Genomic DNA, 21,683 nt, shown 5'->3' on the forward strand with positions numbered 1-21,683 from the left:
CGCGCAGGCCACGCAGCAGCTGCGCCAGGCCCAGGCGGACCACGGCATGGTCATCGACGACCAGAAGGTGTAAGTTTTCGTTCATGCGACAAGCGCGACCATAGCAAAGCTCGCGCCAATCGCAGCACCCGATTGCGGCGAATGGTGCCGCGCGCGGTACAAAAGTACCGTCCGCGAGACTGGGCGCCTCGCCGCCGGCCACTTCCGGCCACTTCCGGCCAATTCCGGCCACCTCAGGCCCATGCGGCCCGTCTAGCGCCGCGCGAAGGTCTTCAGCGGCGCCGAGGCCTGCACGAAGTCGGCCACCTCGTCGAGCACCGGCGCCAAGCGCTGAAGCGGCCAGGCCAGCGCGGCCACCGCGGTTTCGTGGCTGAGGCCGTCGTACTCCCGCAGCCGCACCGCGGTGCCGGCCTCGCGCAGGGCGATGGCCAGGCCGCGGGTGTTGCGCACCGGATCGATGCGCTGGTCCTTGGCGCCGACGATCAGCAGCGCCGGCACACCGGGCACGGCAGCATCGGGCGCGATGTGGCGCAGCGGCTGCGAATCGGGCGGCACGTTCGGGTGGTGGAAGGCAGCTTGCACTTCCGGCGTCTTGATCGGCAGGAAGTCGTAGGGCCCGGCCAGGCCGATCCAGCCGGCCAGCTCCCGCGCGCTGTGGCCGGTGGGCGCCAGCCAGCGTGCATCGAGTGCCAGCATCGCCACGTTGTAGGCGCCGGCGCTGTGGCCCATCAGGTAGATGCGCTTGTCGTCGGCGCCCCAGGACCGGGCCTGGCCCAAGGCATGCGCGGTGGCCTGGGCGCAATCGTGCAGGAACTCGGGGTACTTGACCTCGGGGTGCAGCCGGTAGTCGGCCACCATCACCAGCATGCCGCGCGCGGCCAGCGCCTCGCCGACGAAGCGGTAGTCGGCCCGCTCGCCGCGGTTCCAGGCACCACCGTAGAAGAACACCACCAGCGGCCAGCCGCCGGGCGGCGCGGCCGATGCCGGCCGGTACAGGTCGTAGCGCTGGCGCGGCAGGCTGCCGTAGGCCAGCGCGTGCGCCACGCGCAGGCTGTTCACCGCCGCCAGGCCGTTCAGCGCCACGGCCGGCGAGGCCAGCACCAGCGCCGCGGCCGCCGCGAGCACGGCGGCAGCACCGAGAAACAGATGTCGGATCTTCATGAGCAGCAGCTACGTCAGCCTGTCGATTCTGGATGCAGACGGCGCCGGATAATCGCCTCCACCCCGCATTTTCAAGCCCTCCACGGAGCACTCCTGACATGAACATCACCACCATCGGCGTCGTCGGCGCCGGCACCATGGGCAACGGCATCGCGCAGGCCTGCGCCGTCCGCGGCCTCTCCGTCGTGATGGTCGACATCAACGATGCCGCAGTGCAACGCGGCGTCGGCACCGTGTCGGCCAGCCTGGACCGGCTGATCAAGAAGGACAAGATGACGGCCGCCGACAAGGACGCCGCGCTGGCCCGCATCCAGGGCTCGACGAACTACGAGGACCTGAAGGCCGCGCAGCTGGTGATCGAAGCCGCCACCGAGAACCAGGCGCTGAAGATCAAGATCCTCGGCCAGCTGGATGCGCTGCTGCCGGCCGAGACGATCATTGCCACCAACACCAGTTCGATCTCGATCACCCAGCTGGCGGCCACCACGCAGCGCGCCGATCGCTTCATCGGCATGCACTTCTTCAACCCGGTGCCGCTGATGGCGCTGGTGGAAATCATCCGCGGCCTGCAGACCAGCGACGCGACGCACGACGCGGTGAAGGCGCTGGCCGTGGCCCTGGGCAAGACGCCGATCACGGTGAAGAACGCGCCCGGCTTCGTGGTCAACCGCATCCTGGTGCCGATGATCAACGAGGCCTTCTTCGTGCTGGCCGAGGGCCTGGCCACGGCCGAGGACATCGATGCCGGCATGAAGCTGGGCTGCAACCAGCCGATCGGCCCGCTGGCGCTGGCCGACATGATCGGGCTGGACGTCTGCCTGGCGGTGATGAACGTCTACGTCGAGCAGTACGCCGATTCCAAGTACCGCCCGGCGCCGCTGCTCAAGGAGATGGTGGCCGCCGGCTGGCTGGGCCGCAAGACCGGGCGCGGCGTGTACCGCTACTGACGCAGCTCCAGCGCGGCCGCCCGCATCGCCCGCAGCGCTGACAGCGCGGCGTCGTGGTCATAACGGCGCAAGGCATCGTCCACAGCCTGCACCGCGGCTGCGCCGAATCCGGCGCGCAGCAGCGGCGCCAGTTCGCGAAAGCGCGCATTGGCACCGAAATCGGCGATGCGCAGCGCGGCCTCCAGTGCCTGGCAGGCCGCATCGAGTTCGGCCGAGGCCGGCGCCGCCACAGCGCGTGGTGGCGCCGATGCAGCCGGCAGGTGCCGCCGGATGGCCTGAACCAGCGAGGCCAGCTCGCTCTGCAGCGCGCCTGCGGCAGCCTGCAGGGGGGGCGGGGACTCCGCGCCCTGCCCTTCGGGCCGCAGGACCAGCTCCAACGCCTGGGCACGAGCCATCAGGGTCGTCGCGCCCACCGCGCCGCAGGCGCCCCGCAGCGCATGCACCAGCTTGCGCGCGGCATCGGTGTCGCCGGCGTCCAGCAGCGGCTGCAGCGTCGGCAGGCCGGGGGCGTAGTTGTCCGCAAACTGCTGCAGCACGCGCACGAACACGTCGTCGCGGCCCGGCAGGTACAGCAGCGCGCGTGACATGGTGATGCCCGGAATCGCCAGCACCGGCGCTGAACGGGCCGCCGGCTGCGCCGTATCGGCCGTCACCGCTGCGGCGCCCGCCGGCACGGCCGGCAACCAGCGCGCCAGCATCTCGTACAGCAGCCGCGGGTCCACCGGTTTGCCGATGTGATCGTTCATGCCGGCGGCCAGGCAGGCATTGCGGTCGTCGCCAAAGGCATTGGCGGTCATCGCCAGGATCGGCGTGTTGGCGTGCTTCGGCAGCGCGCGGATGTGCTGCGTGGCCTTGAGCCCGTCGAGCTCGGGCATCTGCACATCCATCAGGATCAGCGCATAGGCCTTCGCACCGGCGCGGGCGACGGCCTCGCGGCCGTTGTTGGTGACGTCGACCTGCAGCCCCACCGCCTTCAGCAGCTCGACGGCGACTTCCTGGTTGACGTTGTTGTCCTCGGCCAGCAGCACCTGCGCGCCGCCGAAGTCGGGCCGTACCGCGAAGTTCGCGCGGCTGGGCGCGGGTGCCGCGGCGCGGTGCTGCATCAACAACTGCAGCAGGCTGCTGCGCAGCAAGGCCGGCATCACCGGCTTGGCGCAGAACGCATCGAAGCCGGCCTCTACGGCGGCCTGCCGCAGGGTCGGGTCGTCCTGGGCCAGCAGCAGCAGGCAGCCCAAGCCCGGGTTGCGGCTGGCCAGGCGCAGGCGTTGCAGGTTGAAGCCGGCGTGGGGCTCCGGCAGCGGCCAGTCGCTGAGCACCAGGTCGCAGGCATGGCCGGTACCGGGCTCGGCCGGCGTGGCGGCCAGCCGGGCCAGCGCGTCGGCCGCGCTGGCCACGGCATCGACGCGCAGGCCCAGCTGCTGCAGCATGCCGGCCAGCGCCTCACGCGCCGGCGCCAGGTCATCCACCAACAGCACCCGCAGGCCGGCCAGCCGGGCGTCGGCCTGGCGCGCCGGTTCTGCGTCATGGCCGCGTTCCAGCCAGGCGGTGAACCAGAAGCAGCTGCCAACACCGACCTCGCTCTCGACGCCCACCTCGCCTTCCATCAGCCGGGCCAGCCGCCGCGTGATCGCCAGCCCCAGGCCGCTGCCGCCGAAACGCCGGGTGGTGGAGCTGTCGGCCTGCTCGAAGGCATTGAACAGCACGTCCAGCTTGTCGGGCGGCACGCCGACGCCGGTGTCGTGCACCGCAAAGCGCAGCTGGATGGCGTCGTCACGCGCCTGCAGCAGTTCGTAGCGCAGCAGCACCGAGCCGCGCTCGGTGAACTTCACCGCATTGCTCAGCAGGTTCAGCAGCGCCTGCGACAGCCGGGTCGGGTCGCCCAGCAAATAGCGCGGCACGCCGGCGCTGGCCACCACCAGTTCCAGCCCCTTGGCGCGGGCGCGTTCGGCGGTCAGCGCGCAGCTGCGCGAGATCACCGTGTCGATCAGGAAGTTGGTGCGTTCGAGCCGCAGCTTGCCGGATTCGATCTTCGACAGGTCCAGCACATCGTTGATCACATCCAGCAAATGGTGCGCGGCCTCGGTGATCTTGCCCAGGCGTTCGGCGTCCGAGGGATTGCGCGGCTCGCGCTGCATCAGGTGGGTCAGGCCGATGATGGCGTTCATCGGCGTGCGGATCTCGTGGCTCATGTTGGCGACAAAGGCGGTCTTGGCGCGGTTGGCGGCCTCGGCGCGGTCGCGCGCGGCGGTGAGCTGCTCGTTCAGGGCCTGCAGGCGCAACTCGCTCTCGGTGTGCGCGTGCACCGCCTGCTGCAGTTCCTGCGTGCGCTCGACCACGGCTTCCTCGAGGTGGTCGCGATGGCGCACCAGCTCGGCTTCGATGCGCTTGCGCTCGCTGATGTCTTCCTCGATCGCGACGAAGTGCGTCACGAGGCCATCCGGTTCGCGCAGCGGTAGCACGGTCAGGTACTCGTGGTAGGCCTCGCCGCTCTTGCGCACGGCCAGGCGCTCGCCGGACCAGGCGTCGCGGCGTTCACCCAGCGCCAGCATCGCGGCGTAGAAGTCCGGGTCGTCGGTGCGCGCGGCCTTCAGGCGCGGGTTGCGGCCCAGCACCTCGTCACGCCGATAACCGCTAATGCGCTCGTGGGCCTCGTTGACGTACTCGATGCGACCCTGGGGATTCATGATGACGATGGCGTTCGGGCTTTGCTCCACCGCCAGCGACAGCTTGCGCAGCATCTGCTCGGCCTGCTTGCGCTGGGTGATGTTGCGCGCCACGCACAGCACCAGTCGGCGGCCGCGCACGTGGATGCGGTTGATGCTGATCTCCACATCCATCGCGTCACCCTGGCGTGGCTGCCAGCGCGTCTCGAAGGTCTGCAGCTGTGGAGACTCGCGCGCGACCGCGGCCAGCGCACGTTCACGCGAGTGCAGGATGTCGAAGTCCCAGATGTGCAGCGCCTGCAGATCCTCAGCCGTGTAGCCCAGCAGCTCGCAGAAGCTGGCGTTGGCCTCGACGACATGGGCCTGCATGTCGACGACGAAGACCGCATCGCGCGAATGGTCGAAGAAGAAGCGCCGCCGCGCCGCTTCTTCCTCGCGCAGTGCGTCAAGGCGGCGCGAGGCCCGCCGCGCGCGCAGCTGCTGCGCGGCCGCGACCAGCAGCAGCAGCACCGGCACCAGGTGCAGCCCGGTCTCCCAGCCCGGCGGCCGCTGGAAGACCAGCAGCGCGTCGACCAGCACGGCCAGGCCGATCAGCAGCCACGGCAGGCTCATGCTTCAGCGCTGGCCGCCGACGCTGGCCAGCTTGGCCGCGACGTGTTCATCCGAATCGGCGTGGGCCTCGGCAATGGCCCGCAACTCGTCGAAGCCGTCGATGAAGGCCTGCACCACATCGGGGTCGAAGTGCAGGCCACGCTCCTTGACGATCATCTGGTAGGCCTGCTGATGCGGGAACGGCGGCTTGTAGACGCGGCGCGAGATCAGCGCATCGAAGACATCGGCCAGCGCCATCAGCCGCGCGGCCACCGGGATGTCGTCGCCGGCCAGGCCATCGGGGTAGCCCAGGCCGTCCCAGCGTTCATGGTGGCTGCGCGCGATCTGCTTGGCCAGTGTCAGGAACTCCACCGGCCGCGCCACGTCGGTCTCGGCATGTTCGATGGCCTCGGCGCCCAGGCCGGCATGGGTCTGCATGACGAGCCACTCCTGCGCATCGAGCTTGCCGGGCTTGAGCAGGATGTGGTCGGGGATGCCGACCTTGCCGATGTCGTGCAACGGCGCCGATTTGGCCAGCAGCTCGATGGTGTGGTCGGTCAGCATTGCCACGAAACGCGGGTGGTGCTGCAGCCGGCGCGCCAGCGCACGCACATAGCCCTGGGTGCGCAGCAGGTGGTTGCCGGTTTCGGGGTCGCGGATCTCGGCCAGCCGCGCCAGCGCATGGATGCTGACATCCTGGATCAGCTGGTTCTCGCCCATGCGCCGCGCCACCTCGGCTTCCAGCCAGACATTGCGGTCACGCATCAGCTTGCGGGCCTGCGCCAGTTCGAGCTGCGTGTCCACGCGGGCCAGCAGGATCGGCGGGTGGATCGGCTTGGTCACGTAGTCCACCGCACCCAGCTTCAGGCCGCGCTCCTCGTCGGCCTGGTCGTCCAGCGCGGTCAGGAACATCACCGGGATATCGGCCGTCGCGGGGTCGCTGCGCAGGCGTTCGAGCACTTCGTAGCCGTCCATCTCCGGCATCATCACGTCGAGCAGGACCAGCTGCGGCTGCGGCGCCATGACCGCCAGCTTCAGCGCGCGCGCACCGCTGTTGGCCGCGCGAACCGCATGGTGCGGCTGCAGCAGTTCACCGATCACCGTCAGGTTCTCGGGGTTGTCGTCGACGATCAACACGAGCGGCAGGGTCACTGGCTCGCCTCCCTGCCCCATCCTACCTGTGCAGGTGCTATCGGCAGGAGGGAATAGTGCGCGCCGCCCATGCAGAATCGCCGGCATGCACGCCACGCCCGAACGCATCGTCTGCCTGACCGAAGAGCCCACCGAGGTGCTGTACGCGCTGGGGCAGCAGCACCGCATCGTCGGCATTTCGGGTTTCACGGTGCGGCCGGCCCAGGCGCGGCAGGAGAAGCCGCGCGTCAGCGCCTTCACCAGCGCGAAGATCGATCGCATCCTGGAACTGAAGCCGGACCTGGCGATCGGTTTCTCCGACATGCAGGCCGATATCGCCTCGGCCCTGATCAAGGCCGGCGTCGAGGTGTGGATCAGCAACCACCGCTCGGTCGCCGGCATCCTGGGTTATGTGCAGCGCCTGGGCGCGCTGGTGGGGTGTGGCGAAGCCGCCGCGGCCTATGCCGCCCGGTTGGCGGCCCAGGTGGACGCGGTGCGCGCCGCCAGTGCCATGCTGCCGCGGCGGCCACGGGTGTACTTCGAGGAGTGGGACGAGCCGCAGATCAGCGCGATCCGCTGGGTCAGCGAGCTGGTCGGCATCGCCGGCGGCGACGACATCTTCCCGGCGCGCGCCGCCGCCGGCCTGGGCCGCGACCGCATCGTCGCCGATGCGCTGGAGGTGCCGGCCATGGCGCCGGACATCATCATCGGCTCCTGGTGCGGCAAGAAGTTCCGGCCCGAACATGTGCGCGCGCGGCCCGGCTGGCAACAGGTGCCGGCCGTGCGCGACGGTGAGTTGCACGAGATCAAGTCGCCGCTGATCCTGCAGCCCGGCCCCGCCGCGCTGACCGACGGCCTGGCGGCCCTTCAGGGCATCATTGCCGGCTGGGCGCTGCGCCGGGCAGCGTGACTTTCTTGAAGACCTTGACGAGGGACACACCATGAGATTCCAGGCCCTGCTGCTGAGCCAGACCGAAGATCGCAAGACCCACGCCGAGCTGGTCGAGATGGACGATGCGCGGCTGCCCGAGCGGGCGGTGACGGTGGACGTCACGCACTCGACGCTGAACTACAAGGACGCACTGGCCATCACCGGCCGCGGCGCGGTGGTGCGCAATTGGCCGCTGGTGCCTGGCATCGACCTGGCCGGCACGGTGGCGGCCAGCCTCAACCCCGAGTGGCAGGTGGGCGACGCGGTGGTCGCCACCGGCTGGGGCCTGGGCGAAAACCACTGGGGCGGTTTGACGCAGCGCCAGCGCCTGGACACCGGCTGGTTGCTGAAGATTCCGGCGCCGTTCACGCCGCGCACGGCGATGGCCGTCGGCACCGCCGGCTTCACCGCCGCGATGTGCGTTCAGGCGCTGCAGCGCCATGGCCTGCAGCCGGGGGACGGCGAGGTGCTGGTCACCGGCGCGGCGGGCGGTGTCGGCGGGATCGCCGTGGCGCTGCTGGCCGCCATGGGCTACAGCGTCGTGGCCTCGACCGGGCGGGCGCAGGAGGCCGACTACCTGCAAGGCCTGGGCGCCGCGCGCATCGTCGATCGCAACGAGTTCACGCAGCCCGGCAAGCCGTTGCAGAAGGAAGCCTGGGCCGGCGTGGTCGATACCGTCGGCAGCCACACGCTGGCCAATGCCTGCGCCGCCACCCGCCAGTACGGCGCGGTGGCCGCCTGCGGCCTGGCCCAGGGCGGTGATTTCCCGAGCACCGTGATGCCCTTCATCCTGCGCGGCGTCACGCTTTACGGCATCAACAGCGTGCTGGTGCCCAACCCGCTGCGCGCCCAGGCCTGGGCACTGATGGCCCGGCATCTGGACCTGGCCACACTGGAAGCCATGAGCACCGAGATCGGCCTCAGCGAGGTGATCGGCTATGCACCTCAACTGATCGCCGGCCAGGTGCGCGGCCGCACCATTGTCGACGTCTGGAGATAGGTCCGCGCGGCCACCAGGCGGCCGGGCGTCAACACACTACCCCGGCATCAGATCGGAGGGCAGGTCCTCTTCTTCGCGCTCGCCATCGGCCTTGCCGTTCTGCTGGTCGCGCATGTCCTGTACCGTCTTCATGCGGCCCATGATGCTGGCCTCTTCGGTCAGCGAAAACGCAAACGGGTAGAGCGAACGTTCGCTGGCCGCGCGCTCGGGCTGGCCGCCGAACTCGCCGATCTGGCTCAGGATGTATGAAAACTCCACCGACAGCAGCACCGCCGGTGCGCGCACCGAACGGTTGAGCCGCTCGCTGCCGAGCACCTTGCAGCCCAGCATGCGCTCGTAGTAGCGCACGTGGCGGGGGTTCACCTCGATCAGCAGCGTGTCGTAACCGCGGATGCGATGGGCCACGATGTAGGCCACATGGAACAACGCAGCGAGCACGCGCTTGGTGGCCGTGGTGGGGTCGACGGCGAGCTTGGTGAACTCGCACAGCTTCTTGCCCTGAGCCCGCAGCGCATTGACCTCCTCGGCGAAGGAATCGTCGCTGGCCAGCTTGTCCGAGCTATCGAAGGAGACGGTGATGGTGCCGATCGAGGCATCGTTCTCCATCGCCGCCAGCGTGAACTTGTGGACCGAGGGGTCGGTCGGCAGGCCGGCGACCTTGTAGCCGCGCCAGGCGTAACGATGTTTCAGCAGGCTGTCGACCAGGCCACGCCGCCCCTTCTGGTCGGCCACCTTGATCTTGAATCGCCGCGGACCGGGGGCACCATCGGGCAGCAGGTCGATGCGTGGGCTCTCGACCAGCATGCTGCCGGAATTGCGGCGCCACATCAGCGATGCGGCAATGATGGTGCTGGATTTCAAGGTGTCCTCGCCCTCCGGCGACGGTGTCCCAAATGGGTGCACAAGTCACGATGATAGCCGCGAACGAGTTGTAACTTTCCGAACTAAGGCGACAGAGTTCTCGGCCTCCCGCACCTAGGGGATAGGAGGAGCGGAGGACCGCGCCGCGCCGACAACGCCCGCCAATCGGCCTACACTGGCGGCGCTCCAGGGGAGTTCCGATGAGGCAATTCATTCGACATCCGGTCGACGTGCCGGTCGAGATCGGTATCGGCGAGGCGCAGGCCGCTTTGGCCTTCCACACCCACGACATCAGCCAGGGCGGCCTGGCGGTGCATTCGGACCTGGCGGTCGATCCCGGTGTCCAGGTGGAGATCCGCATCCGGTATGTGCAACCGGCCTTCGAAGCCCGGGCGCGGGTGGCCTGGTGCAGACCGGGCGACACCGAGGGCTATGAGCTGGGTGTGACCTTTCTCGACGCCGACGACGCCTTCCGCGCCCGCATGGTCGAACAGATCTGCCACATCGAGGACTACCGCAAGTCGGCGCTGCGCCAGGAGGGCCGCGAGGTCAGCCTGGAAGACGCGGCGGCCGAATGGATCGCCAAGTACGCCGCCGAGTTTCCGCAGATCGGCACCGGCCAGGTGCACTGAACGGGCCGGGCGCGGTCAGCTGCCGGCATCCGGCCAGCGAAACGCCGGCGGCTGCTTGTCGAGGAAGCGCTGCACCGCATCGGCTTGGTATGCGCTGCCGAAGCATTGCGCCTGGTGCTCGGCTTCCAGCGCCAGCATGGTCGGCAGGTCGCTGGCCAGCGACTGCGCCACATCCTGCTTGATCAGCCGCGTGGCCAGCGGCGAGGCCCCGGCAAAGCTGCGGGCCAGGGCCCGGGCCCGCGGCATCAGGCTCTCCGCCGGCAGCACCTCCATCACGATGCCCAGCTTCAGCGCCTCTTCGGCATCCACCTCGCGGGCCGACAGCATCAGCTCCTTTGCGCGCTGCACGCCCACCACCCGCGGCAGTGTGTAGACGGCGCCGAAGTCCGGGCCCAGGCCGACGCGCATGAACGACAGGCAGAAGCGTGCCCGCGGGCTGGCGAGCACGAAGTCCGCGGCCAGTGCCAGGCCGAAGCCGGCGCCGTAGGCCGCACCGTCGACCGCCGCAATCACCGGCCGGTCCAGCTGGATCAGGGCGCTGAGCCAGGGCTGCACGTCCAGCATGCGCTGGCGCCAGCCTTCGTGGGTCATCGTCGGCCGGGCTTCGGCCATGCCGCGCAAGTCGCCGCCGGCGCAGAAGGCGCCGCCGGCGCCGGTCAGGATCACCGCGCGGACGCTGCTGTCGGCGACGATGGCGGGCACCACCTCGGCCAACGCGGCCTTCATCTCGGCGCTGATCGCGTTGCGGGCTTGTGGGCGGTTCAGCGTGATCGTCGCCACGTGATCCTGAACCTGGTAGTCGAGCGCTTGCAGCGTGGTGCTCATGTCACTTCACCGGTGTTGACATCGTCTGTCGATGCCCGGAGTTTCGCAGCAAGCGTCGCCGCCCGCCCGTAGCCATCGCCTGAAACACTGCTTCAGCCGTTGCCGCCGGCGCTGACGATTGAAGTGGTGCCGAGTGCGCGCAGCAGTCGAACCGATACCGCCGATCGCCAGACTTCCCGACATCCCAGCCGCCTCTGGCGCTGGCTGGTTTTCCACCCTGTTGGATCGGGACTTCGTCATGGATCTGCAAACCTGGACGCTCTACGCGGGCGTGGCGCTGATGGTCATCGTGCTGCCCGGGCCGGCCGCGCTGCTGTGCGTGAACCACGGCCTGCGCCACGGCAGCCGGCGCACGCTGGCCACCGTGCTGGGCGGCACCCTGTCGGCCGCGGTGCTGATGGGCCTGAGCGCACTCGGGCTCTGGCAGCTGCTGGTGTCCGCGCCACTGGCGTTCGAGATCGCCCGGGCCTGCGGTGCGGCTTTCCTGATGCTGCTGGGCGTCAGCACCTGGCGGGCGATGGCGCAGGCACTGCCCGAGCCCGCTGCGGCGCAGTCTGGCCGCAGCCCAGCGAAGACGCTGCCGGCGCTGTGCCGCGACGGTTTCCTGCTCGGCATCAGCAACCCCAAGGACCTGCTGTTCTTCGGCGCCTTGTTGCCGCAGTTCCTGGATCCCGACGCCGCCCGCGCGCCGCAAGTGGCCTGCATGTTCGTGACCTGGGCATTGATCGACGGCCTGGCGATGAGCGGTTATGCCGCGCTCGGCCAGCGGCTGCTGCACTGGTTGGCCGACCCGCGCCGGCTGCAGCTGTTTCAGCGGGCCAGCGGCGCTGTGCTGGTCAGCGTCGGCCTGGCGCTGGGCCTTGCACGGCCGGTACTCGGCCATTGATCGATCGACGCTTTCACTTCCACAAGGACATCCGATGCATGCCTCGTCATTCCTTTCCTCACCGCTTCGCGCCATCGTGCTGGTGGGCGCCACCTGCGTGCTGGCCGGCCTGTCGCTTCCCGCGCCGGCGGCAGTCATCGTGCAGGACCTGAACTTCGGCTCCGGCCCGCTCACCGCCTACGATGGCGCCAGCGTCGTGTTCGAGAACAAGGCATCGATCTCGTCCTGGGGCCAGACGATCTGGGCCGACCGCGTCGACCGCGGCGGCATCGGGCAGTTGCGGCTGGTCTACGACTACGTGGCCTTCGACCCGCACGGCAGCGTGCCCGAGCCATCGTCCCTGGCCCTGGCCGGCCTGGCGCTGGCTGCGCTGCTGCGGGCTCAGCGGCGGCGCTGAAGCCCAGGCGGCTCGCGCGCATCCTCTGCTATGTTTCGCGCGCCCCTTTCGACCGCACCGCGGCCCGCGATGAACCTCAGCTTCCTGCGCACCGTCACCGGCAAGACCCTGCTGCGCCTGGCGCTGGCCGGTGCGGCCGTGCTGCTGCTGGCCAGCCTGCTGGGCACCTGGCTGCTGTTCCGCCAGGTCGAGGCCACCGAGACGCAGCACCTGATCGCGCTGGTCAGCGAACGCGCCCGCGTCGCCGAGCGCGTGCTGCGCCACACGGCCGAGACGCATGAGGCCGTGCGCCAGGCCTTTGCGCAGAAGTGGCCGAGCTACCAGAACGCCGCCGCCGGCCGGCGCTTCGACACGCTGATGGCCCGCTACCCCGACGGGGCCTGGCGCAACCGCCGGGAGATCGCCGACGGCCGCCTGTACCCCACCGGCTGGGTGCACCGCAACAGCCCGCTCAGCGACGACTTGCGTCGGCGCATGGTGCTGTTCTACGACCTGTCGCAGACCTATGGGCCGGGTGCAGCGCTGCGCCGCGACAACCTGTTCTTCGTCGGCCTGCCCGACGAGTCGAACATGGGTTACGACCCGGTGCTGTACCCGAACTGGATCTTCGACATCGGCGAAAGCTTCAGCCATCTCGATTTCGAATGGGGCCGCATCGCCTACGCCCCGGCCGCGCCAGGCGCTGCCACGCGCTGGGCCACGCCGCTGGTCGATGCCGAGGTGCCGACCGGAGCGGGCCCGGTGTTCACCGCGCTGACGCCGATCCATATCGGCCAGCGTCATCTGGCCACCGTGGGCTCGACGATGCTGCTGAACGATTTCCTGGGCCGCGTGATGCCTGGCACCGCGCCGGGCTCCGTGAGCCACGGCCGCACGCTGATCTTTGCCGCCGGTGGCACGCTGATCGCCGACACCGCGATGGGCGAGCGCTTGTCGCCGCAGGTCGGCAAATTCATGCTGGCGCAGCTGGACAGCCCGCTGGCGGCCGCACTGCAGGCCGCGCGGCGCGAGGCCGACCGCGCACCCCAGGCCGGCTACAACCAGGCCAGCGACACCTACTTCGGCCTCGCCCGCATCGAGGGTCCGGACTGGTACGTCGCCGCCACCTTGCCCGGCGCCCTGCTGCGCCAGCGTGCACTGGGGCCGGCGCTGTGGGCGCTGGGCGCCGGCTTCGGCGTGCTGCTGAGCCTGCTGCTGATCTTTGCCCTCGTGCTGCGGCGCCAGGTGGCCGCGCCGCTGGGCGCGCTGACCCGCGCCGCCGAAAGCCTGGCCACCGGCGACACCAGCGTGCGCCTGCCAAGCCGGCGCGACGACGAACTGGGCCGGCTGGCCCATGCCTTCAACGACATGACCGAGAAGGTGGCCCAGCGCGACGCCGCGTTGCGCGAGGACAAGGACCGCATCGAAGCCGCGCTGACCTCGCTGCGGCTGAACGAGGAGCGCTGGCGCGCGATGACCGACAACGCGTCCGACGTCATCGCGGTGATCGACGAGGCGGCCTGCTTCAGCTACGTCAGCCCGTCGGTCGAGAAGATGCTCGGCAGCGATGCGGCAAGCCTGATCGGCCACAGCGCCTTCGATCGCATGCACCCCGACGACGTGCCCCAGCTGCGCGCGCGCCTGCTGCAGCCGAGCGGCAAGGCCACGCTGGTCCGCGCCCACCATGCCAACGGCCAGTGGCGCACGCTGGAAATGGTCGATACCGACCTGCGCCAGCACCCGGCGGTGGCCGGGCTGGTGCTCAACATCCGCGACATATCCGAGACCGTCCAGGCCGAAGAAGCGCTGGCGCAGCAGCGCGAAGCCCTGCACCAGAGCGAAAAACTCTCGGCGCTGGGCGGCCTGCTGGCCGGCGTGGCGCACGAGTTGAACAACCCGCTGGCGGTGGTGGTGGGCCGCGCCATCCAGCTGCAGAGCGCGGCCGCCAGCGCGGCCGACCGTGACACCGCCAGCAAGATCCGCCAGGCCGCCGAACGCTGCGCGCGCATCGTCAAGACCTTTCTGGCGATGGCGCGCAAGCAGGAGGCCGAGCGCCGGCCTACCGACATCAACGGCGTCATCGCCGACGCCATCGACGTGCTGGCCTACACACTGCAGAGCGGCGGCGTGCAGGTGCAGACGCGGCTGGCCAGCGGACTGCCGCCGGTGCTGGCCGATGCCGACCAGCTGGCCCAGGTGTTCCTGAACCTGTTCAGCAATGCCCAGCAGGCGATGGCCACCGGCACCGGCCCGCGGCAGCTGACGGTGTGCACCCGCGCCGTGCCCGGCGAAGCGATGCTGACGGTTGAAGTGAGCGACAGCGGCCCCGGCGTGCCGCCGGAACTGGCCGGGCGCATCTTCGAGCCCTTCTTCACCACCAAGCCGGTCGGCGCCGGCACCGGCGTCGGCCTGTCGGTAAGCCTGGGCATCGTGCAGGCCCATGGCGGCACATTGCGGCTGGACACCAGCCCCCGCAGCGGCGCCACCTTCGTGCTGAGCCTGCCGACGCTGCACCACGCGGCGCCCACCCCGCCCGCGGTAGCGGCCGAACGCCCGGCACGCAGCCGGCCGCTGCAGATCCTGGTGGTCGACGACGAGGTCGAGATTGCCGAGATCCTGCGCGAGATCCTGGCCGAGCACGGCCACCACGTGACGCTGGCCCATGGCGGCGAAGAAGCGCTGCAGCGGCTGTCCGAGGCCGCGTTCGACCTGGTGCTGAGCGACCTGAAGATGCCCGGCATGGATGGCCCGGCGCTGTACCGCCAGATCCAGCAGCGCTACCCGCAGCTGGCGCGGCGGGTGATCGCCGTCACCGGCGACACGCTGGGCAGCAGCGCCCACGACTTCGTGCAGACCAGCGGCGTGCCGGTGATCGACAAGCCCTTCGACCCGGACGAGATCGTCGCCTGCGTCCATGCGCTGATGGCGCAAGCCGAACGCGCGGACGCCGAATGAGAAACCTCACAAGCGCTCGATGCGCGCGACCAGCTCCAGCACCTCTTCGGGCGTGAAGGGCTTGTCCAGGCTGGGCAGGCCGGTCTCGCGCAGAAAGGGCGCGACGCTGGCCGACAGCGTGTCGCCGGTGATGAAGGCCAGGTGACCCAGCATCTGCGGGTGATGCTGCTGCAGCGCGCGCCACAGCGCCGGCCCGTCGAGGTCGGGCATGCGGATGTCGCACAGGATGAAGCTGCACTCGTGGTGGTCCAGCCAGGCCAGCGCCTCGCGCCCACTGGCCACCGCCACCGCCGTGCAGCCCGCTGAGCGCAGCACATCGCACAGCACCTGCGCCACCTCGGGCTCGTCGTCGACCACCAGCGCGGTGCCGGCCGGCAGCATGCGGGCCCGAGTTTCGTCGCCCGCCGCAGCGGGCTCCGCCGAGCCAGCACCCAGCGGCAGTTCAAGCTCGAAGCAGGCCCCGACATCCGACTCGACCAGGCGCAGCTCGCCGCCATGTTCACGCGCGATGGCCCGGCTCACCGACAGGCCCACGCCGGTGCCGGCGCCCTCGGCCTTGGTGGTGAAGAACGGGTCGAAGATGCGCTCGCGCAGCGCGGCCGGCACGCCGGGGCCGTTGTCGGCCACGCGCAGCGTCACCTGCTCATCGCTGTGCTGCGCCTGCAGCGTCACGCGTCGCGGCTCGGGCTGGCTGCTCAGCGCCTGCTGCGCGTTGACCAGCAGGTTCACCAGCACCTGGCCGATCTGGTCGGCATCGATCTCGAGCGCCGGCAGCTCGGGCGCGAAGCGCTGTTCGACCTCAATGCCTGAGCTGCGCAGGTTGTAGCCCACCAGGTCGACCGCGCCGGCCGCGACATCGGCCAGCTGCACGATGCGGCGCTGCGCCGGGCGCTGCCGGGCCATCGAGAGGAAGGTGCGCACGATGCGCCCGCAGCGGTCGGCCGCAGCATGGATCTTCAGCGCGTCGGCCTGCACCGCCGGGTCCAGCGCCTTGCGCTGCAGCAAGGCCGAGCGGCCCATCAGGATCGCCAGCGGGTTGTTCAGCTCATGCGCCACGCCGGCCAGCAGCGCGCCCATCGCCGAAAGCTTTTCGCTCTGGCGCAGCGCTTCACGCTGCCTGGCGATTTCGCGCTCGGCCGCCTTTTCGGCCGTCAGGTCGGCGGCGAAAGCGGTGAAGTAGGTGGCCTCGGCCACCCGCGTGATCGACACCGACATCTGGATCGGCAGCAGTGTGCCGTCGGCGCGCCGGGCCGTCACTTCGCGCCGGTCGCCCAGGCGCGCGCCGCTGTCGGTGGACATGGCGTGGCGCAGTGCCTCGCGATAAGCCTCTTGCTGTGCGGGCGCCAGCAGCAGGTCGACCAACTCGTGATGCAGCACGTCGGCGCGGCGGTGGCCGAACATCGCCTCGGCCGCCGGGTTGAATTCGACGACGCGCCAAGCTTCGTCCATCGTGATCACCGCCAGGTGGGCGTTGTCGACGATGGCCGACTTGAAGGCTTCGCTCTCCTGCAGCCGGCGCGTGGCCTCGCGCTGCGTGGCCAGCGATGCGGCCACCGCCAACGCCGCCGGCTGCCACAGCCGCGGCAGCCGGGGCACGGCGGCGGCAGCATTGCCCGAGGCCTGCTGGATGTAGCCGGCCAAAGCCAGCGCCGGGTCGATCAGCTCGCGCCGCAGCAACCACAGCGCGAGGAAGAAGTTCAGCCCGAGGATCGCGACGATCACGCCGTAGGGCACGAAGCGCGGCAGCAGCAGGCGCGTGATCTCGGCATCGCTGAAGCCGTACACCAGCGTCCAGGGTGCGTCGGCCAGCGTGTGGGCGACCAGCGTGTGCTCGGCGAAGCCCTGGCCGGTGCCGGGCGCGGCCCTGGCGGCGGCCAGCGCGGCGGCGAGCGCCTGGCTGTCGACGCCGGTCCACAGATCGCCCAGCCGGCGAATGGCATCCGGCGCCGAGCCAGCGGAGTCGCACAGCACGGTGTTGCCGGCGTCCAGCAGCCACAGCCGGCCGACTTCCAGCGGCATGCCGCGCACTAGCGCCGCCAGCGTGGCCAGCTTGACATCGGTGCCGACGATGCCGGCAAAGCGCTCCTGCACATACACCGGGCTGCCCAGCGAGACCATCGCGCCGGCGCCGAAGGCATCGATGTAGGGCTGGGTCCAGTAGGGCTTGCGCTGCGGGTTGGCGCGCGGCTCGCCGGCGGTGAAGATCTCGTAGTCGAACCAGCTGGCCACGGTGCCCAGCAGCGAGTCCTTGCCGCCGGCGGCAATGACCTCGGCGCTCGGCGCCCAGGGGTAGGTGGCGACATAGTCGCGGTTGGCCGAAAAGAAATAGGACCACTGGAAGTGCGGCGTCACGTTGTGCGTCAGCCGCACCAGACCGAAGAACTCCAGCGCCTGGTCCAGCAGCACGCGGCCGGTGGCCGGCCGGCGCGGATCGCCGGCAAACCACAGCAGCTGGCCGACGAAGGGGCGCTGCGCCGCCGGCAGGGCGTCCAGCGTATAGCCGTCCAGCTGGTGCTGGTGCAGGCGCGGCGAAAAGTAGCTGCGCAACCGGCTCGTCGCGCTGGGCGGGCTGGTCAGGTAACCCTCGGACCAGGCGCGCATCTGCGCCACATGGTCCTGGGCCTGCTTGGCCACGCTGTTCAGCGCCACGGCCTGGCCGCGGCCGGCGCTCGCCAGGTCGTGCAGCACCTGCTGGCGCTGCTGGCGGTACTGCAGCGTGGCCAGCACCAGCACCACCACCAGCAGCGGCAGCGTCAGGCCCAGCATCAACCAGCGCGTGCGGCGCGACAAACGACTTTCGCCGGCAGGCGGTGGCCAATCCGCGGGCGCCTGTACGGCAGCCATCGCCGGCTCAGGCTCTCACGTACATGTAGCCGGCGCCGCGCACGGTCTTGATGACCTCGGGCTTGGTCGGATCGGGCTCGATCTTGCGCCGCAGCCGCATGATGCGCAGGTCGATCGAGCGGTCGTACACGTCCCAGTCCTTGTGGTGCGCGCGCTCCATCAGCTGGTCGCGGTTGAGCACCCGGTTCGGGTTGTCGCTGAGCACCTGCAGCAGGTCGAACTCCATCGAGGTGATGGGGATCTCGACGCCATCGGGGCCGTAGAGCTTGCGATGCGCCAGGTTCAGCCGGCAGCGGCCGAACACAGCCGTGCCCGGCGGCAAAGGCACCGGGGCCAGCGGCATCAGCTCGCGCCGGCGCAGCACGCTGGTGACGCGGGCCTGCAGCTCGCGCATGTCGAAGGGCTTGCCCAGGTAGTCGTCGGCACCGATTTCGAGGCCGACGATGCGGTCGATCACCTGCGCGGTGGTGGTCAGCATGATGAGGCCGGTGCGCGGGCAGTGTTCACGCGCCCAGCGGGCCAGCGACAGGCCATCCTCGCCGGGCATGCGGATGTCCAGGATCGCCAGGTCGGGCGGCTGCGCGGTCATCAGCACCCGCGCCTGCAGCGCGTTGGCGGCTGTCTGCACGGCATGGCCGAGGTCCGCAAAATACTCCTGCAGCACCTCGACCAGCTCGGGTTCGTCATCGACGATCAGCAGGCGGGCGGGAGGGTTCATGGCAGCGGCGGTGGGCAGGGTCGCAAGGCGCGGCCAGTATGCCGGAGCACGCCGCGCGCCCTGCCCGGCTGATACAACAGAAACGCTGGCCGGCCAGCCGCCCTGTCGGCGCGCCGCCTCAGGCCGGCAGGGCTCGCCACATCAGGCCGGCCCGGCTTGCCACATCAAGCCGGCACGGCTGCCCACATCAGGCCGGCACGGCTTCCGGCGCAGCTTCGGCCACCATGCTGTGGCGCAGCGGCAGCGTGACGCGGAACGTGGTGCCGCGGCCCGGCGCACTGTCCACCGTGATGCGGCCCTGATGCTTCTGCACGATGCCGTAGGACAGCGACAGCCCCAGCCCGGTGCCCTTGCCGATGGGCTTGGTGGTGAAGAACGGGTCGAAGATGCGCGGCAGCACGTCCTTCGGGATGCCGCTGCCGTTGTCGGCGACCTCGAACCAGGCCTCGCCATCGGCGCTGCCGGTGCGGATGACGATGCGGCCGCGCTCGCTGCCCATCGCATGCGCCGCGTTGACCACCAGGTTCATCACCACCTGGTTGATCTGCGTCGCCAGGCATTCGATCTCGGGCACCTCGCCGTATTCCTTGACCACATCGGCCTTGTAGCGCAGCTCGCTGGCGACGACGTTCAGCGTCGAGTCGATGCCCTGGTGCAAGTGCGTGAGCTGCCAGTCCTGCAGCGCGTCGACATGCGAGAAGTCCTTCAGGTCCTGCACGATCTGGCGCACGCGCCGGATGCCGTCCTTCGACTCGCGCATCAGGCTGGGCACGTCCTCCTTCAGGTAGCCGATCTCCAGCTCCTCGTGCAGCGCACGCAGTGTGGGGCCGGCAGCGGTCTGCTCGTAGGCGTCGAGCATGCGGAACAGACTGGCGAGATAGCCTTCCAGCGTGCCGAAGTTCGAGAAGATGAAGCCGATGGGGTTGTTGATCTCATGCGCCACGCCGGCGGCCAGCTGGCCGATGGAGGCCAGCTTCTCCTGCTGCACCAGTTGCGCCTCCAGGTGCTTGCGCTCGGCGATCTCGGATTGCAGCGCTTCGTTGGCCAGTGTCAGCTTGCGCGTGCGCTCGTCGACGGCGGCCTCCAGGCTGTCGATCTGCTGCGCCAGCTGCTGCGTCATCTGCCACTTGGCGGTCAGCGCGTGCGCCAGCTGCCGCACCTCGATGTTGTCGAAGGGCTTCTTCAGGATCAGCAAGCGGTCGCGCGCATCCAGGCGCTTGAACACCTCTTCCCACGAGGTGTCGGAATAGGCGGTGCAGATCACCACCTGCAGCCGCGGGTCGGCGCGCCACAGCTGCTCGATGGTCTCGACACCATCCCAGCCCGGCGGCATGCGCATGTCGACGAAGGCCATCGCATACGGCAGGCCCTTGTCCAGCGAGGCCTGCACCAGCGCCAGGCCCTCCTGGCCCTGGTAGGCCGAATCCAGCTCGAAGGGCGGCGCCGCGGCGGCCGCGGGGGCGTCGTCGTCGCCGAACAGCGCCGCGCGGGCGGCGTCCAGCGCCGATTTGGCCGCCGTCGGCGGTGCGAGGATCTTGCGAAAGTCTTCATGGATCGTCGGCATGTCGTCGACGATGAGGATGCGGCGGTTGTACAGCGGGGTCATGCGATCTCCGAGGGCGCGCGCAAGGCGAAGGCCGGCGCGGTGGTTTCTTCTTCCTTGAGCGGCAGTTCGAGCGTGAAGACGGCCCCCTGCCCCGGGCCGGCACTGGCGGCTTTCAGCGTGCCGCCCATCTCGCGCGCGGCCAGCACGCAGCTGTGCAGGCCGAAGCCATGGCCGTCTTTCTTGGTCGTGAAACCGTGCGCGAAGATGCGCGTCAGGTGCTCGGCGGCGATGCCTTCGCCGCTGTCGGCCACCACCACCTGCAGCGTCTTGTCGTCGGCCACCGCCACGCGCAGCGTCAGCCGGTGCGCGGTACCGGGCACACGCTGCATCGCATGACGCGCATTGCCGATCAGGTTGACCAGGATCAGCAGCACGCGATGCTTGTCGAGCATCAGCGCGGGCACCGGCGCGAACTCGCGTTGCACCTCGACATCGCGGCCCGGCAGGCCGCCGGTGTCGATGCGCAGCGCGTCCTCGATCAGCTCGCGGATCTGCACCGGCTCCACCAGGCTGGACGCACCGGCATAAGCCTGCTGCGTGGTGACGATTTCCTTGATGTGCTTGACGTTGCGCGTCAGCGCGGCCAGTTCGTCGGCGATGCCCTGGCGCTCTTCGGCCAGTGCCTGCGCCAGCTGCTTCAGGTAGGCCGGCAGCATGCGGCCGCGCTTGTCGTTGGTCAGGTAGTCGCCGATGTCGCCGGCATGCGCGTCGAGCAGGCCCACGGCACGTACCAGGCCGCTCACTTCGGAGGCCAGCAGCCGGCTGCTGATCAGCTCGGTGGAGACGTTGACGCTGTTGAGCACGTTGCCGACGTTGTGCAGCACGTTGGTGGCGATCTCGGCCATGCCGGCGTGGCGCGCGTTCTCCAGCTGCTGGCGCTGCATGGCCTGCTGCTCGCGCGCCTTGCGCACCGCTTCTTCGGCCTCCTCGCGGCGGAAGAAATAGTGCCCGGTGGTCAGCAGGATCACGATGATCGGCACCGCGGCGATGACCACGACGATGCCCGATTGCCGGAAGCTCAGGAACAGGAAGGTCGCCACCGAGGCATTGCCGGCATAGGCGATGCCCAGCCAGCCGAAGGAATCGACGAAGATCCTCAGGTTCAGCGGCTCGTTGCGCTTGAGCCTCGGCAGCATCGTCACCAGCAGCGTGTTGATGATGAAGTAACCGAAGGCGAATGCGATCGCCGCCAGCAGCAGCAGCCCGTCGTAGGCCAGGCCGTGGCGCTGCAGCGCCTGCAGCACCGCCTGCAGCAGCGAGCCGGCACCGAACATCGCCAGCGCCGCCATCGCCGGGCTGGCGATGCGGCTGGTCCAGCGCTTGGAACTGCGCCACGAGCCGACCAGCGCTTCGCAGGCAGAAGCCAGCGCCGCGGCAGCCGGGCCGCTCATCAGCAGCAGCAGGAAGATGAAGATCTCGCCGGCGGTGAAGGAGTTGGTCGAGCGCGGGATGCGCACCGGCACCAGGCCGGCCACCATCGCCAGCGCGGTGGCCACGGCGATCTGCGCCCAGCCGGCGAAGGACATCGCGGCCACTGTCTGCAACGCATGGCCGAT

16 protein-coding genes are annotated in these 21,683 nt (G+C 69.8%); 7 read left to right on the top strand and 9 right to left on the bottom strand.

The window, feature by feature from the left end:
• Positions 1-252: 252 nt before the first annotated feature.
• Positions 253-1,161 (bottom strand): alpha/beta hydrolase, encoded by a 909-nt coding sequence (locus VLK61_RS30570; RefSeq protein WP_325427234.1) that lies wholly within the window; start codon positions 1,159-1,161, stop codon positions 253-255.
• Between the two features lie 98 nt (positions 1,162-1,259).
• On the opposite strand from VLK61_RS30570, the gene VLK61_RS30575 reads away from it, so the two are divergent.
• Positions 1,260-2,108 carry a 3-hydroxybutyryl-CoA dehydrogenase gene (locus tag VLK61_RS30575; RefSeq protein WP_325427236.1) on the top strand — a complete coding sequence of 283 codons (849 nt, stop codon included), beginning with the start codon at positions 1,260-1,262 and terminating at the stop codon, positions 2,106-2,108.
• Here the strand turns inward: VLK61_RS30575 and VLK61_RS30580 are convergent.
• Both VLK61_RS30580 and VLK61_RS30585 read right to left on the bottom strand, forming a co-directional pair.
• Positions 2,102-5,383, bottom strand: a complete 3,282-nt coding sequence (locus tag VLK61_RS30580; protein WP_325427238.1) for a PAS domain S-box protein — start codon at positions 5,381-5,383, stop codon at positions 2,102-2,104. The genes VLK61_RS30575 and VLK61_RS30580 overlap by 7 nt on opposite strands.
• A gap of 3 nt (positions 5,384-5,386) precedes the next feature.
• On the bottom strand, positions 5,387-6,535 hold the full coding sequence (locus VLK61_RS30585; RefSeq protein ID WP_325427240.1) for an HD-GYP domain-containing protein: 1,149 nt from the start codon (positions 6,533-6,535) through the stop codon (positions 5,387-5,389).
• Positions 6,536-6,599: 64 nt separating this feature from the next.
• On the opposite strand from VLK61_RS30585, the gene VLK61_RS30590 reads away from it, so the two are divergent.
• Positions 6,600-7,403 carry an ABC transporter substrate-binding protein gene (locus VLK61_RS30590; protein ID WP_325427242.1) on the top strand — a complete coding sequence of 268 codons (804 nt, stop codon included), beginning with the start codon at positions 6,600-6,602 and terminating at the stop codon, positions 7,401-7,403.
• Between the two features lie 31 nt (positions 7,404-7,434).
• Positions 7,435-8,424: an MDR family oxidoreductase gene (locus tag VLK61_RS30595; RefSeq protein WP_325427244.1), complete on the top strand. Its 990-nt coding sequence runs from the start codon at positions 7,435-7,437 to the stop codon at positions 8,422-8,424.
• A gap of 36 nt (positions 8,425-8,460) precedes the next feature.
• On the opposite strand, the gene VLK61_RS30600 is transcribed toward VLK61_RS30595, so the two are convergent.
• A complete protein-coding gene (locus tag VLK61_RS30600; RefSeq protein ID WP_325427246.1) occupies positions 8,461-9,285 on the bottom strand; it encodes an N-acyl amino acid synthase FeeM domain-containing protein in 825 nt (274 codons plus the stop codon).
• Between the two features lie 200 nt (positions 9,286-9,485).
• Between VLK61_RS30600 and VLK61_RS30605 the strand changes: the two genes are divergently transcribed.
• Positions 9,486-9,917 carry a PilZ domain-containing protein gene (locus VLK61_RS30605; RefSeq protein ID WP_325427248.1) on the top strand — a complete coding sequence of 144 codons (432 nt, stop codon included), beginning with the start codon at positions 9,486-9,488 and terminating at the stop codon, positions 9,915-9,917.
• Positions 9,918-9,932: 15 nt separating this feature from the next.
• Here the strand turns inward: VLK61_RS30605 and VLK61_RS30610 are convergent, their stop codons facing one another.
• The gene (locus VLK61_RS30610; protein ID WP_325427250.1) at positions 9,933-10,742 is read right to left on the bottom strand and encodes an enoyl-CoA hydratase/isomerase family protein; all 810 of its coding nucleotides are present in this window, start codon (positions 10,740-10,742) and stop codon (positions 9,933-9,935) included.
• A gap of 238 nt (positions 10,743-10,980) precedes the next feature.
• Between VLK61_RS30610 and VLK61_RS30615 the strand changes: the two genes are divergently transcribed.
• From VLK61_RS30615 to VLK61_RS30625, 3 genes are all read left to right on the top strand, one after another.
• Complete coding sequence (locus tag VLK61_RS30615) at positions 10,981-11,628, top strand: LysE family translocator (protein ID WP_325427252.1); 648 nt, start codon at positions 10,981-10,983, stop codon at positions 11,626-11,628.
• Between the two features lie 34 nt (positions 11,629-11,662).
• Positions 11,663-12,025, top strand: a complete 363-nt coding sequence (locus tag VLK61_RS30620; RefSeq protein WP_325427253.1) for a PEP-CTERM sorting domain-containing protein — start codon at positions 11,663-11,665, stop codon at positions 12,023-12,025.
• A 69-nt stretch (positions 12,026-12,094) separates the two neighbouring features.
• Positions 12,095-14,959, top strand: coding sequence for a response regulator (locus VLK61_RS30625; RefSeq protein ID WP_325427255.1), 2,865 nt, complete (start codon positions 12,095-12,097; stop codon positions 14,957-14,959).
• 6 nt (positions 14,960-14,965) lie between these two features.
• Here VLK61_RS30625 and VLK61_RS30630 read toward each other — a convergent pair whose 3' ends face one another.
• The 4 genes from VLK61_RS30630 to VLK61_RS30645 all read right to left on the bottom strand — a co-directional run.
• Positions 14,966-17,803 carry an ATP-binding protein gene (locus VLK61_RS30630; RefSeq protein WP_325427257.1) on the bottom strand — a complete coding sequence of 946 codons (2,838 nt, stop codon included), beginning with the start codon at positions 17,801-17,803 and terminating at the stop codon, positions 14,966-14,968.
• Between the two features lie 7 nt (positions 17,804-17,810).
• The gene (locus VLK61_RS30635) at positions 17,811-18,521 is read right to left on the bottom strand and encodes a response regulator (protein WP_325427259.1); all 711 of its coding nucleotides are present in this window, start codon (positions 18,519-18,521) and stop codon (positions 17,811-17,813) included.
• 187 nt (positions 18,522-18,708) lie between these two features.
• Complete coding sequence (locus tag VLK61_RS30640; RefSeq protein ID WP_325427261.1) at positions 18,709-20,127, bottom strand: ATP-binding protein; 1,419 nt, start codon at positions 20,125-20,127, stop codon at positions 18,709-18,711.
• Positions 20,124-21,683, bottom strand: a 1,560-nt coding sequence (locus VLK61_RS30645) for a sensor histidine kinase (protein ID WP_325427263.1), incomplete at its 5' end; no start/stop codon positions are given. The genes VLK61_RS30645 and VLK61_RS30640, both read right to left, overlap by 4 nt.

Origin of the sequence: Aquabacterium sp., assembly GCF_035476535.1 — a bacterium.
GTDB lineage: Bacteria > Pseudomonadota > Gammaproteobacteria > Burkholderiales > Burkholderiaceae_C > Pseudaquabacterium.